The 13903-nt window shown below is 63.2% G+C and carries 13 protein-coding genes; 10 read left to right on the top strand and 3 right to left on the bottom strand.

Annotated elements, in window-relative coordinates:
• Positions 1-20: 20 nt before the first annotated feature.
• Positions 21-836, bottom strand: coding sequence for a posphoenolpyruvate synthetase regulatory kinase/phosphorylase PpsR (ppsR, locus tag LJ655_RS22840; RefSeq protein ID WP_230563494.1), 816 nt, complete (start codon positions 834-836; stop codon positions 21-23).
• Between the two features lie 561 nt (positions 837-1397).
• Here ppsR and ppsA point away from each other — a divergent pair.
• The 3 genes from ppsA (at position 1398) to LJ655_RS22825 (ending at position 5422) form a co-directional block, all read left to right on the top strand.
• The gene (gene ppsA, locus LJ655_RS22835) at positions 1398-3800 is read left to right on the top strand and encodes a phosphoenolpyruvate synthase (RefSeq protein WP_230563493.1); all 2403 of its coding nucleotides are present in this window, start codon (positions 1398-1400) and stop codon (positions 3798-3800) included.
• A gap of 117 nt (positions 3801-3917) precedes the next feature.
• Positions 3918-4373 carry an NfeD family protein gene (locus LJ655_RS22830; protein WP_230563492.1) on the top strand — a complete coding sequence of 152 codons (456 nt, stop codon included), beginning with the start codon at positions 3918-3920 and terminating at the stop codon, positions 4371-4373.
• A 101-nt stretch (positions 4374-4474) separates the two neighbouring features.
• Positions 4475-5422, top strand: a complete 948-nt coding sequence (locus LJ655_RS22825) for an SPFH domain-containing protein (RefSeq protein WP_230563491.1) — start codon at positions 4475-4477, stop codon at positions 5420-5422.
• A 114-nt stretch (positions 5423-5536) separates the two neighbouring features.
• On the opposite strand, the gene smpB is transcribed toward LJ655_RS22825, so the two are convergent.
• A complete protein-coding gene (smpB, locus tag LJ655_RS22820; protein WP_230563490.1) occupies positions 5537-5983 on the bottom strand; it encodes an SsrA-binding protein SmpB in 447 nt (148 codons plus the stop codon).
• Positions 5984-6083: 100 nt separating this feature from the next.
• Between smpB and LJ655_RS22815 the strand changes: the two genes are divergently transcribed.
• Positions 6084-6521 (top strand): type II toxin-antitoxin system RatA family toxin, encoded by a 438-nt coding sequence (locus tag LJ655_RS22815; protein ID WP_230563489.1) that lies wholly within the window; start codon positions 6084-6086, stop codon positions 6519-6521.
• Complete coding sequence (locus LJ655_RS22810) at positions 6518-6850, top strand: RnfH family protein (RefSeq protein ID WP_230563488.1); 333 nt, start codon at positions 6518-6520, stop codon at positions 6848-6850. Before LJ655_RS22815 ends, LJ655_RS22810 begins: the two co-directional genes overlap by 4 nt.
• A 49-nt stretch (positions 6851-6899) precedes the next feature.
• Here the strand turns inward: LJ655_RS22810 and LJ655_RS22805 are convergent, their stop codons facing one another.
• Entirely contained in the window at positions 6900-7901 is a 1002-nt protein-coding gene (locus LJ655_RS22805) for a DMT family transporter (RefSeq protein ID WP_230563487.1), read from the bottom strand.
• 63 nt (positions 7902-7964) lie between these two features.
• Between LJ655_RS22805 and LJ655_RS22800 the strand changes: the two genes are divergently transcribed.
• The 5 genes from LJ655_RS22800 to LJ655_RS22780 all read left to right on the top strand — a co-directional run bounded on the left by LJ655_RS22800 (position 7965) and on the right by LJ655_RS22780 (position 13709).
• The gene (locus LJ655_RS22800; RefSeq protein ID WP_230563486.1) at positions 7965-8165 is read left to right on the top strand and encodes a hypothetical protein; all 201 of its coding nucleotides are present in this window, start codon (positions 7965-7967) and stop codon (positions 8163-8165) included.
• A 50-nt stretch (positions 8166-8215) separates the two neighbouring features.
• Positions 8216-9676 (top strand): IMP dehydrogenase, encoded by a 1461-nt coding sequence (gene guaB, locus LJ655_RS22795; RefSeq protein ID WP_230563485.1) that lies wholly within the window; start codon positions 8216-8218, stop codon positions 9674-9676.
• A gap of 6 nt (positions 9677-9682) precedes the next feature.
• Positions 9683-10390 carry a hypothetical protein gene (locus LJ655_RS22790; protein ID WP_230563484.1) on the top strand — a complete coding sequence of 236 codons (708 nt, stop codon included), beginning with the start codon at positions 9683-9685 and terminating at the stop codon, positions 10388-10390.
• A 215-nt stretch (positions 10391-10605) separates the two neighbouring features.
• Positions 10606-12189, top strand: coding sequence for a glutamine-hydrolyzing GMP synthase (gene guaA, locus LJ655_RS22785; RefSeq protein WP_230563483.1), 1584 nt, complete (start codon positions 10606-10608; stop codon positions 12187-12189).
• 308 nt (positions 12190-12497) lie between these two features.
• Positions 12498-13709, top strand: a complete 1212-nt coding sequence (locus LJ655_RS22780) for a tyrosine-type recombinase/integrase (protein ID WP_230563482.1) — start codon at positions 12498-12500, stop codon at positions 13707-13709.
• Positions 13710-13903: the final 194 nt, after the last annotated feature.

Genomic DNA, 13903 nt, shown 5'->3' with positions numbered 1-13903 from the left:
CGCAACGCCTCGGCGGTGCCTCAATACGACGGCCGATCCAGCTTGATCTCCTGCAGGATCGTCGTCGCGATCTCCTCGATCGACTTGTGCGTGGACGACAGCCACTTGATCCCCTCGCGTCGCATCATCGTTTCGGCTTCGTTGATCTCATAGCGGCAGTTCTCCAGAGCCGCATACTTGCTGCCTGGCCGCCGCTCGTTGCGGATCTCGGACAGCCGCTGCGCATCGATCGACAACCCGAACATCTTCTGCCGATGCCCGAGGAGCGGCGTCGGCAGCTTGCCGCGTTCGAAATCTTCGGGAATCAGCGGATAGTTCGCCGCTTTCACGCCGTATTGCATCGCCAGATAAAGGCTCGTCGGCGTCTTACCGCTGCGCGACACACCGACGAGGATCACGTCCGCGTCGGCGAGATTGCGATTCGACTGACCGTCGTCGTGCGCGAGCGAGAAGTTGATCGCCTCGATCCGATTCTTGTACTCCTCGGTGTCCGCATTCTGGTGGCCGCGACCCATTGCGTGGCTCGACTTCAGCTCCAGCTCCTGCTCGAGCGGCTCGACGAAGGTCTGGAACATGTCGAGCACGAGCGCATTCGAATCCTTAACGATCTGATTCGACGAGCTATCGACGAGCGTGGTGAACACGATCGGACGACGGCCGTCCTGCACGACCGCCTCGTTGATCTTCTCGAGCGTCGCGTAGGCCTTCTCGGTCGAGTCGACGAAAGGCACGCGAACCAGGCGGAATTTCTGGTCGAACTGGGAGAGGATCGAATGCGCGAAGGTTTCGGCAGTAATCCCGGTACCGTCTGAGACGATGAATACGGTGGGCGGCATCAGTGGGGCTGTGAACGTGAACGGCAAATGAGCCGGAAAGCGCGAGCACAACAACGCGCTCGAATCAAACCGCGCTGCGGCGCGCGCTTCCGCGGTTGGCGGGGGACAGCGGCGTCGGCGCAGCGCGCCGTGGGCGCAACGTTCGCGCCCAGCGGCCGGCCTCGCAAAAACCCGCTGGCAGGGTCGGGGCGCGATTCGAAGCGCAATTCTCGACCGACTGCCACATTTCGGGAGTCGGCACGGTAGAATAGCGGCAACCTGTTGGATAAGCAATTGCAGGCGATTGGCGTCTAATTTGCCGCGAACGATCGTCCAACGTCCCGTTATCAGGCGTCAACATGCGTTGAACGTGGGAGATCGGGCGGCAAATCGGCTGATCCGCGTTCTTCGCTGCGGGCTTCGTCATATCTTTGGCTGGCGCGCTCTTGCAGCGCACGTCCGCGGTCGAGGCGATTGCTTATCTAACAGGTTGTGCAAGACACGGGGTCGAGCTTCCAATGGGCTGCCCGTGTTCAAGCCCACTTGCACAGCCGTGAATTTCTTTCACACTTAGGGGCTTGTATGACTAACGCAGTTACCGTCGCAAAGGACAAGGCGTATGTAGTTCCGTTCGAGCAGTTGCGGATGACCGACGTGGAAATCGTCGGCGGCAAGAACGCGTCGCTGGGGGAGATGATCAGCCAGCTCGCCGAAGCTGGCGTGCGCGTGCCGACCGGCTTCGCGACCACCGCGCTCGCGTTCCGTGACTTCCTGAAGCACAACAATCTGACCGAACGCATCGCCAAACGTCTCGAGACGCTCGACGTCGACGACGTGAAGGCGCTCGCCGAAGCGGGCAAGGAAATCCGTCAATGGATTATCGACGCGCCGCTGCAGCCGCAGCTCGAGGCTGACATTCGCGCGGGGTTCGATACGCTGCAAAAGAGCTCGCCCGAAGAGCTGTCGTTTGCCGTGCGTTCGTCCGCGACCGCGGAAGACCTGCCGGATGCATCGTTCGCGGGTCAGCAGGAAAGCTATCTGAACGTGGTCGGTATCGACGACGTCCTCGATCGCATGAAGCACGTGTTCGCGTCGCTGTACAACGACCGCGCCATCTCCTATCGCGTCCACAAGGGCTTCACGCACGCGGAAGTCGCGTTGTCGGCGGGCGTGCAGCGCATGGTGCGCTCGGACGTCGGCGCAGCGGGCGTGATGTTCACGCTGGACACCGAGTCGGGCTTCAAGGACGCCGTCTTCATCACGTCGAGCTATGGCCTCGGCGAGACCGTCGTGCAGGGCGCGGTGAATCCGGACGAGTTCTACGTCTTCAAGACCACGCTCGCACAGGGCAAGTACCCGATCATCCGTCGCTCGATCGGCTCGAAGCTGATCAAGATGGAGTTCACCAAGCCGGGCGAGCCGGGCCGCGTGAAGACCGTCGACGTCGCGCACGAGCAGCGCAACCGTTTCTCGATCACCGACGAAGACGTGATCGAACTGGCGAAGTATGCGGTCATCATCGAGAAGCACTACCAGCGTCCGATGGACATCGAGTGGGGCAAGGACGGCCGCGACGGCAAGATCTTCATCCTGCAGGCGCGTCCGGAAACGGTGAAGAGCCAGGGCGGCGGCAAGGCCGAGCAGCGCTTCAAGCTGAAGGGGCAGTCGAACGTGCTGGCCACCGGCCGCGCAATCGGTCAGAAGATCGGCGCGGGTCCGGTGCGCGTGATCCACGATCCGTCGGAAATGGACCGCGTGCAGCCGGGCGACGTGCTGGTCGCCGACATGACCGACCCGAACTGGGAACCGGTCATGAAGCGCGCGTCGGCGATCGTCACGAACCGCGGCGGCCGCACCTGCCACGCGGCGATCATCGCGCGTGAACTGGGCGTGCCGGCGGTGGTCGGCTGCGGCGACGCGACCGACGTGCTGAAGGACGGCGCGCTCGTCACCGTGTCGTGCGCGGAAGGCGACGAAGGCAAGATCTACGACGGCCTGCTCGAAACCGAAGTCACCGAAGTGCAGCGCGGCGAATTGCCGCCGATTCCGGTGAAGATCATGATGAACGTCGGCAATCCGCAGCTCGCGTTCGACTTCTCGCAGCTGCCGAACGCGGGTGTGGGTCTCGCGCGCCTCGAGTTCATCATCAACAACAACATCGGCGTGCATCCGAAGGCGATTCTCGAGTACCCGAACGTCGATCAGGACCTGAAGAAGGCGGTCGAGAGCGTCGCGCGCGGTCACGCGTCGCCGCGCGCGTTTTACGTCGACAAGCTGACCGAAGGCATCGCAACGATCGCGGCGGCGTTCTATCCGAAGCCCGTCATCGTGCGTATGTCGGACTTCAAGTCGAACGAGTACAAGAAGCTGATCGGCGGTTCGCGCTACGAGCCCGACGAGGAGAATCCGATGCTCGGCTTCCGCGGCGCGTCGCGCTATATCGCGGAAGAATTCGCCGAGGCGTTCCAGATGGAATGCGTCGCGCTGAAGAAGGTGCGTGAAGAGATGGGCCTCGACAACGTCGAGATCATGGTGCCGTTCGTGCGTACGCTGAAGCAGGCGGAACGCGTGGTCGGGCTGCTCGGCAAGTTCGGCCTGAAGCGCGGCGAGAAGGGCCTGCGTCTAATCATGATGTGCGAAGTCCCGTCGAACGCGATCCTCGCCGAAGAGTTCCTGCAGTACTTCGACGGTTTCTCGATCGGCTCGAACGACCTGACGCAGCTCACGCTCGGCCTCGACCGCGACTCGGGCATGGAACTGCTCGCCGTCGATTTCGACGAGCGCGATCCGGCGGTCAAGTTCATGCTCAAGCGCGCGATCGAAACGTGCCTGCGTCTCGACAAATACGTCGGCATCTGCGGCCAGGGGCCGTCCGATCATCCGGACTTCGCGCAATGGCTGACGGACGAAGGCATCAAGTCGATCTCGCTGAATCCCGACACGGTCATCGATACGTGGCAGCAGTTGGCGAAGTCGAAGCAATAACTCGCGACATGTTGAATGCCGCCCCGCAGGCGGCATTCACCACGCGTTAAAGGCACGTCCGCTTCGTGCTATAAACACCCCGGTAGAACCGGGGTGTTTTGCTTTGTGGAGGTCGAAGTGGCGCCTGGTGGACTGTTCTGGTGGATCGGGGCGGGTGTGCTCGTCGTGCTGGAGCTGATGAGCGGCACCTTCTATCTGTTGATGGTCGCGTTGGGCTTCGTCGCGGCGGCGCTCGCACGCATTGCCGGCGCCGGGACTGACCTGCAGTTCGTGGTGGCGGCGCTGGTCGCGCTCGCAGCGGTCGTGTTGCTTAGACGCTCGCGCTTTGGCCGCCGCAAGCGCGAGCGGGCGTCGCGCAATCCCGACGTCAATCTTGATATCGGACAGACGCTGATCGTGCCGGCCTGGCAGGGGCGCAAAGCACGAGCGACCTATCGCGGCGCGGCATGGGACGTCGAGTTGGCCGCGGGCGAACCCGAAGACGCGCAGGTCTACGAGATCAGGGAATTGCGCGGCAGTTGCCTCGTCGTCGTCGCGAGCCACCAGCCGAAGGCCCGCGCAAGCATGACCTGACTATCCGAACGCCACGAGGCGAAGCACAGAATCCCAGGCAGAACACGCGGGCCTGACGCACCTGCGCACAACTATTCGAATCAGAATCGGAGGAGAGCGATATGGATTCCACCATCGTCGGGGCAGTGCTGCTGATCGTCGTGATCGTGCTCGCGTCACAGACCATCAAGATCGTGCCGCAGCAGCACGCATGGGTGCTCGAGCGCCTCGGCCGCTATCACGCAACGCTGACGCCGGGTCTGAGCTTCGCGTTTCCGTTCGTCGACCGGGTCGCCTACAAGCACGTGCTGAAGGAAATTCCGCTCGACGTGCCGAGCCAGGTCTGTATCACGCGCGACAATACGCAGCTGCAGGTCGACGGTGTGTTGTATTTCCAGGTCACCGATCCAATGAAAGCGTCGTACGGATCGAGCAATTTCGTGTTCGCGATTACGCAGCTATCGCAGACCACGCTGCGCTCGGTCATCGGCAAGCTGGAGCTGGACCGGACCTTCGAGGAGCGCGATTTCATCAATCACAGCATCGTGTCCGCACTCGACGAAGCGGCCTCGAACTGGGGCGTGAAAGTCCTGCGCTACGAGATCAAGGATCTGACGCCGCCGAAGGAAATCCTTCACGCGATGCAGGCGCAGATCACCGCCGAGCGCGAAAAGCGCGCGCTGATCGCGGCATCGGAAGGGCGCAAGCAGGAGCAGATCAATATCGCGTCGGGCGGGCGCGAGGCCGCGATTCAGAAATCCGAGGGCGAGCGTCAGGCGGCGATCAACCAGGCGCAGGGACAGGCCGCGGCGATCCTGGCCGTCGCCGAGGCCAACGCGCAAGCGATCCAGAAGATTGCGGCGGCGATCCAGTTGAACGGCGGCATGGACGCGGTGAATCTGAAGGTGGCCGAACAGTACGTGAGCGCGTTCTCGAACCTCGCGAAGCAGGGCACGACACTGATCGTGCCGGGCGACATGTCGAACCTGAGTTCGATGATCGCGTCGGCGCTGGCGATCGTGAACAAGGGCAGGGCGGGAGCGGAGCCCTCGCGAAGCGACTCGCGCTAGGAACGCGCGCCACGAACGGGCAGCGAACGGGCGACGAACGCGCAACGCCAAAGCAAATGGCCTGCACACATCGATGTGCGGGCCATTTTTGCATGAGCCGGAGACGAATCGCGCTTAGGTCGGCGAGCGCATCAGGCGCGCCTTCTCGCGCTCCCAGTCGCGCTTCTTCTCGGTCTCGCGCTTGTCGTGCAGCTTCTTGCCCTTCGCGAGTCCGATCTCGCATTTGACGCGGCCGTTCTTGTAGTGAAAGTTCAGCGGCACGAGCGTGTAGCCGCGCTGCTCGACCTTGCCGATCAGCTTGCTGATTTCCTCGCTATGCAGAAGCAGCTTGCGCGTGCGCACCGGATCGGGATGAATGTGAGTCGACGCTTCGGGCAGCGGGCTGATGTGTGTGCCGATCAGGAACAACTCGCCATTGCGGATCACCACGTAGCCTTCCTTGATCTGGCCGCGCCCTGCGCGCAACGCCTTGACCTCCCATCCTTCGAGCACGAGTCCCGCTTCGTAGCGCTCTTCGACCGAGTAGTCGTAGAAGGCTTTTCTGTTGTCGATAATGCTCATGAATGGAAAGTGCCCAACTCGTTTAAAATCACGATTTTAGCAAAGCGGGGCAAGGAAAGCCCGCAGCGCTCGTCCACCCTTGCCGCACGCTGTTCAATCTATGGCAGATGTCCAGAAAACCGTGTTGATTCGCCATTCGGCGGAACAGATGTTCGATCTCGTCACCGACGTCGACGATTATCCCAACTTCCTGCCGTGGTGCGGGGGCGTCGAAACCCGTCACCGGGACGACACCAGCATGGAGGCGAAGATCGATATCAACTTCAAGGGCATCAAGCAGCATTTCGCCACGCGCAATTCGATGGAGCGGCCGACGCGCATCGACATGGAATTCGCCGACGGCCCGTTTCGCAAGTTCACCGGTTTCTGGCGCTTCACGCCGCTGCGCGCCGATGCATGCAAGATCGAATTCGCGCTGCACTATGAGTTCACCAGCATCCTGCTCGAGAAGATCATCGGGCCCGTGTTCAGTCATATCGCCAACACCTTCGTCGAATCTTTCGTGAAGCGCGCCAATCAGCGCTATGGTGCGTCATGAGCGCGCGGTTATCGGTCGAGGTCTGCTATGCGCTCGCCGGCGAGCAGGCGCTGATTCCAGTCGAGCTGCCGGCCGGCGCGACGCTGCAACAGGCGATCGAGGCGAGCGGGATTCTGCAGCGCTTTCCAGCGATCGATCTAAGCAAGCAAAAGGTGGGCGTGTTCGGCAAGCTCAAGCCGCTCGACGCGGTCCTGGCCGACCATGATCGCGTCGAGATTTACCGGCCGTTGCTGGTGGATCCGAAGGTGTCGCGCCAACGCCGCGTCGAAAAGACGCGCAAGGCGGGGTCGATCGAGGGGCGGCGCTGGCTGAACAAGGATTCGCGCTAGGCGGCGCGGATCGGGGCGGCGCGATTTCTCGTGCGCCGCCCGTTTCTCATCACGTCACATCACATCGAGGCGCCGACGTCTGCGCCTTATCGTCCATGCCCTCGATGCGCGCGGCGCCCGACGCACCATCGTCCGCATGTCTGCGCACCGACCACCAGACCCCCGCGACCAGCAGCACGATCGCCGCGAGTTCGAGCGGCCGAGGCAGGCGCTCGTCGTATATGAACGCGTAAAGCAGCGCGAACAGCGTTTCGAACACGATCATCTGACCGGACAGCGTCAGCGGCAGCCGCTTCGCCGCGGCATTCCACAGGCCGTTGCCGAGCCAGGACGCGCCGATCGCGAGCACCAGGTTGAGCAGCCAGAACGTATGCCAGCGCGCATCGGCCAACTCGCCCTGTGGGCCGCCCGACGGCAGTACCGCGACGAGCAGCCACAACACACCGCCGAGCGCGCCCGTCACGACGCCCCACAGCACCGACCACTCGTTGCCGCTGAAATGCGTCTGACGCTGCAGGTAGCGCGCGTTTTCGACCGCGAACCAGGTCCAGCAGGCCAGCGCGCCCGCCGCGCAGGCCACGCCGACGAGGCGGGTCGCGATGCTCACCGGCGTTGCGCCGGTCGCCGTGAACACGTCGATATTGATGCAGACGATGCCCGCCATCACGGTCGCGAGCGGCCATGCGAGGCGCGCGAGCGGCACCGCGCCGTGATCGCGGCGGCCCATCAGCGTGACCGTGACCGGCAGCACGCCGACGATCAGCGAAGCCGGCGCGATCCCGATCAGGTGCACGGCGGCCGTCAGCAGCAGGTAATAGACGATGTTGCCGGCGAGCGCGAGCTTCACGAGCGCGATCAGGTCCTCGCGGGTCAGCCGTCTGGCGAGTGAGCGCGCGATCGGCAGGACAGCCGCGAGCGAGACGACGCCGTACATCGAATAGCGGCCGGCCACGAGCAGCAGCGGCGAGAAGTCGGGCAGCACGCGCGGCACCAGAAACACCATGCCCCACAAGGCTCCGGCCATTACCCCATAGACGACACCGCGCTGCATCGACTGCCCCTGCTCGAAAAACTGGAATGGCCGGCAGAATAGCGGTTTGACGGACGCAGCGTCTTGTTCGATCCTGCATTCGGGCGGTTCGGTTGCCGCTCGATCAGATTTCGCGCCGCCGATCGCCGCCGGCTCGGCCCCCTTTATCTGCGAACGCGCAAACGAAACCCAATCGAACCCGACGCGAACAACCAGGCGAAATTGGCGCGCGGCGGATCGGGAGAAAATCGTCAGAAATTCGCTAAGCTGCTGTTCGTGAAGTGAAAACCGGGTGGTATCGCGTATAATTCGCTTTTGCGCCTATAGGATTTGCCATGCGTCTGATCCAAACAGCACTCACGTTCGATGACGTGCTCCTCGTCCCGGCCTTCTCCGATGTTCTGCCGCGCGACACCAGCCTCAAGTCCCGGCTGACCCGCAACATCTCCCTCAACATGCCGCTTGTGTCCGCCGCGATGGACACGGTCACTGAAGCACGTCTGGCAATCGCCATGGCGCAAATGGGCGGCGTCGGCATCATCCACAAGAACCTCACGCCGGCCGAGCAGGCGCGTGAAGTCGCGAAGGTCAAGCGTTTCGAGTCGGGCGTCGTGCGCGATCCGATCACCGTGCCGCCGCAAATGAGAGTGCGTGACGTGATCGCGCTGTCGCGCCAGCATGGCATTTCGGGCTTCCCGGTCGTCGAGGGCGCGCAACTCGTCGGTATCGTGACGAACCGCGACCTGCGCTTCGAGGAACGTCTGGACGAGCCGGTGCGCCACATCATGACCCCGCGAGAGCGCCTCGTCACCGTCAAGGAAGGCACGCCGCTCGCCGAAGCGAAGGCGTTGATGCACAGCCATCGTCTCGAGCGCGTGCTGGTCGTCAACGACGCCTTCGAGCTGCGCGGCTTGATGACCGTCAAGGACATCACCAAGCAGACCGAGCACCCGGACGCGTGCAAGGACGAGCACGGCAAGCTGCGCGCGGGCGCGGCGGTCGGCGTCGGCGCGGACAATGAAGAGCGCGTCGAGCTGCTCGTGCAGGCGGGCGTCGACGTGATCGTCGTCGATACCGCGCATGGCCACAGCAAGGGCGTGCTCGAGCGCGTCAAGTGGGTCAAGAAGAATTTCCCGCACGTCGAGGTGATCGGCGGCAACATCGCGACGGCGCCCGCTGCGAGGGCGCTCGTCGAATACGGTGCGGATGGTGTCAAGGTCGGTATCGGCCCTGGCTCGATCTGCACGACGCGGATCGTCGCGGGCGTCGGCGTGCCGCAGGTCACCGCAATCTCCAACGTGTCCGAAGCGCTGAAGGGCTCCGGCGTGCCGGTCATCGCCGACGGCGGCGTGCGCTTCTCGGGCGACGTCAGCAAGGCGCTCGCGGCGGGTGCGAGCGCGGTCATGATGGGCAGCATGTTCGCCGGCACCGAAGAGTCGCCCGGCGAGGTGTTTCTGTACCAGGGCCGCCAGTACAAGTCGTACCGCGGCATGGGTTCGGTCGGCGCGATGAAGGACGGCGCGGCGGACCGTTACTTCCAGGACAACTCGGCGAACATCGACAAGCTCGTGCCGGAAGGCATCGAAGGTCGCGTCGCGTACAAGGGTTCGGTCAACGCGATCCTGTTCCAGCTGATCGGCGGCGTGCGCGCGAGCATGGGCTATTGCGGCTGCCGCACCATCGCTGAAATGAACGAGAAGGCCGAGTTCGTGCAGATTACCGGCGCGGGCCTGCGCGAGTCGCACGTGCATGACGTGCAGATCACCAAGGAAGCGCCGAACTACCACGTGGACTAAACGCCCATGAAGCCACTGCTGCGCGTTGTACTGATCCTGGATGCGTTGGTGCTGCTGGGCTTCGGCCTGGTGTTCGTGCTGATGCCGTGGACTTCGCTGCGCAACGCGCTGCAAGTGGTGCCAACGGAGCCGGCACTGGTCGGCCAGGCTTTCGGCGTCGCGCTGCTCGGGCTCGCATGGCTCGCGGTGCATGCGTCGTACGACGGTGCGATGACCTCGACGGTCGCGAAGGTCGTCGGACATGTGCACTGGCTGACAGGCGTGCTGATGCTGATCTGGCTGCTGGGGTTGCGTACACCAGCGCTGCCCGACTTCGGGAAGATGGTGTCGGTGCTGGCCGGCGTCGTGCTGGTGGTGATCGGGCTCGGCGGCGTACGGCTGTCGGGCGCGGTGCGGCGGCGTGAGAAGGGGGGCGTGGTCAAGTCCTCATCGAGCAAGGCCGACAAGCGCGCCGCGAAAGATGCCGGGAAGCAGGCCGAAAAGGACGCCGCGCGGCAGCGTGAACTCGAACGCGACACCGCGCGCGAGCCACGCGCCACAGCGGGCTTTCCCGTTTATCACGCCGAGCCGGCGCCAGAACCCGCCGCGCCGCTTCATCCGGCCGCACGCGAGCCTGGCCTCAGTGAGTCCGAACGCGCCGCGCGCACGGCGGCTGCGCCGGGTAACTCCCGCACCGAGGCGTCTGACGCGCCCCGGCCGCCGTTTCATGGCTGACGCGCGTTGCGCCACGCCGTTTGCCGAAGCTACCGGGTTTCATTTGCGGGCGTCGCAGGCGGCAAGCTGTGCGGCTGGCCGCGCCCGTGTGCTTTTCCGTAATGTTTGCTGTCCACGCCGCGCTGAGACCGGCGCCGCGTGGAGTGCTTTGAATTCGACGCCGCGCCTCGCGCGCGGCATTCCGTATCTGCCCACTTCTGATTCCGTCCGCTGCCATGCATGACAAGATCCTGATTCTCGACTTCGGTTCGCAAGTCACCCAACTGATCGCACGTCGCGTTCGCGAAGCCAACGTGTACTCGGAAATCCATCCGTACGACGTCGACGCATCGTTCATCCGCGACTTCGCGCCGAAGGGCGTGATCCTTTCCGGCGGGCCGAGCTCGGTCACCGAGGAAGACACGCCGCGCGTGCCGCAAGCCGTGTTCGAACTCGGCGTGCCGGTGCTCGGCATCTGCTATGGCATGCAGGCGATGGCCCAGCAGCTCGGCGGCAAGGTCGACATCGGTCATCTGCGCGAATTCGGCTACGCCGAAGTGCGCGCGCGCAACCATACGAGCCTGCTCGAAGGCATCAGCGACTTCACCACGCCCGAAGGTCACGGCATGCTGAAGGTGTGGATGAGTCACGGCGACAAGGTGCTGGAAATGCCGCCGGGCTTCGCGCTGATGGCATCGACGGAATCGTGCCCGATCGCCGCGATGGCCGACGAACAGCGCCGCTTCTACGGCCTGCAATGGCACCCGGAAGTCACGCACACGGTGCAAGGCCGCGCGATGCTCGAGCGCTTCGTGCTGCAGATTTGCGGCGCGAAGGCCGATTGGGAAATGGGTCATTACATCGACGAGGCAGTCGCGAAGATTCGCGAGCAGGTCGGCAATGAGCACGTCATTCTGGGCCTGTCGGGCGGCGTGGATTCGTCGGTGGCGGCGGCGCTGCTGCATCGCGCGATCGGCGATCAGCTGACCTGCGTGTTCGTCGATCACGGCCTGTTGCGTCTGAACGAAGCCGAACAGGTGATGGCGCTGTTCGCCGATCACCTCGGCGTGAAGGTGATTCACGTCGACGCGAGCGAGGCATTCCTCGGCAAGCTGGCCGGTGTCACCGATCCGGAAGCGAAGCGCAAGATCATCGGGGCGGAATTTGTCGAAGTGTTCCAGGCGGAAGCGGGCAAGCTGACGGACGCGAAGTGGCTCGCGCAGGGCACGATCTATCCCGACGTGATCGAATCGGCGGGCAAGGGCAAGAAGGCCGCGCAAACCATCAAGAGCCACCACAACGTGGGCGGTCTGCCGGAGACGCTGAACCTGAAGCTGCTCGAGCCGCTGCGCGAGCTGTTCAAGGACGAAGTGCGCGAGCTGGGCGTGAAGCTCGGTCTGCCGCACTCGATGGTGTATCGCCATCCGTTCCCGGGCCCGGGTCTGGGCGTGCGGATCCTCGGCGAAGTCAAGCGCGATTTCGCGGACCTGCTGCGCCGCGCGGACGCGATCTTCATCGAGACGCTGCGCAACACGATCGACAAGGAGACCGGCAAGTCCTGGTATGACCTGACGAGCCAGGCGTTCGCGGTGTTCCTGCCGGTCAAGAGCGTCGGCGTGATGGGCGATGGCCGTACTTACGAGTACGTCGTCGCGCTGCGCGCGGTGCAGACGCTCGACTTCATGACCGCGCATTGGGCGCATCTGCCGCACGAGTTGCTTGGGCACGTGTCGAACCGGATCATCAACGAAGTGCGCGGGATCAACCGGGTGGTGTACGACATCTCGGGGAAGCCGCCTGCGACGATCGAGTGGGAGTGATCCTGCGTCCGGCATCGGCCGGCACCCACTGGCAGTAAAACACCCCTAACCCCGCGATTTTGTGGGCTTTTTTGTGCTTGTGTCTGGCAATGGCTGGCACCTTTCGGCATCCTCAAGCACGGTTTTTTTATGGCATAGATGGTGGTATCGTTTTGACGTGATGCCATGATGTGCCGCTGATACCATGTGCCCGCCTCAGGGGGAAGCATGGTATTCATTCTGTATAACGTATTGATTTTATGCGTTTTTTCTACAGAACTGGACCGGCGCTCGGATCATGGTATTTGAACGGAATCTGAGCACGGATCATGCTGACCGATACCAAGTTGCGCAACATCAAGCCGAAGGACAAGCTCTACAAGGTGAATGACCGTGACGGCCTCTATGTGGCCGTCACGGCGGCCGGGGCGATCTCGTTCCGCTACAACTACTCGATCCACGGCAGGCAAGAGACCATCACCTTCGGCCGCTACGGTGCCGGCGGCATTACCCTGGCGGAAGCCCGCGAGCGGCTGAACGAGGCCAAGAAGATGATTGCGGCCGGGAAGTCGCCAGCAAAGGAGAAGGCGCGGGACAAGGCCCGCGTCAAGGACGCCGAGACATTCGGGGCCTGGGCGGAAAAGTGGCTGCGGGGCTACCAAATGGCCGAGTCAACTCGCGACATGCGTCGCTCGGTCTTCGAGCGGGAGCTGAAGCCGAAATTTGCCAATCAGAAGTTGATAGAGATCACCCACGAGGATCTGCGGGCGCTGACCGATGCTATCGTGGAGCGAGGCGCACCGGCAACCGCGGTGCATGCGCGTGAGGTAGTGTTGCAGGTCTATCGTTGGGCCATCGAGCGCGGCCAGAAGGTCGAGAACCCGGCTGAGCTGGTGCGACCAACATCCATCACCAGGTTTGGGCCGCGCGACCGTGCGCTGATACCCGAAGAAATCGGCTTGATGTACCAGTACATAGAGCGCATCGGCACGACGCCATCCATCCGAGCGGCCGCCAAGCTGCTGCTGCTGACGATGGTGCGCAAGAGCGAGCTGACCAACGCGACGTGGAGCGAGATCAGTTTCAGTGACGCGCTTTGGACGATCCCAAAGGAGCGGATGAAGCGACGCTATCCGCACTTGGTGTTCCTATCCCGGCAGGCACTGGATATCTTCATTGCCCTGAAAACCTTCGCCGGTGGTTCGGACTACGTGCTGCCGTCGCGGTATGACTCGGATTTACCCATGAGCAGCGCCACGCTTAATCAGGTGCTGACGCTGACGTACCGGCTGGCGCAGAAGGAGGGGAAGTCGCTCGCCAAGTTCGGGCCACATGATTTGCGGCGAACGGCCAGTACGCTCCTACATGAGGCCGGCTACAACACGGACTGGATCGAGAAGTGCTTGGCGCACGAGCAGAGGGGAGTTAGGGCCCTATACAACAAGGCCGAGTATCGCGAACAGCGCACGGCGATGTTGCAGGACTGGGCGGACATGATCGACGAGTGGACGTTGAAACAGCCGAAGGGGCTAGCCAGTTGAAATCCGAGGTTCGACAGCCAGGGAGGCCGTACCGATGGACACACACTATGTTTATTTAATTGCCTGTCGCGGTGAATGCGTATTCCGCGCAAATCGAGCAGCCGTTCCACGGCAAGGCGAGCGGGCATTCCACGCGAAGTCGAGCAGCGATTCCACAGCAAAGCGAGCGCTGCGGACGCGGCGATGCGGGGTGA

Origin of the sequence: Paraburkholderia translucens (assembly GCF_020881035.1) — a bacterium.
Lineage (GTDB): Bacteria > Pseudomonadota > Gammaproteobacteria > Burkholderiales > Burkholderiaceae > Paraburkholderia > Paraburkholderia translucens.
This window is presented reverse-complemented; position numbering and strand designations above follow the sequence as displayed.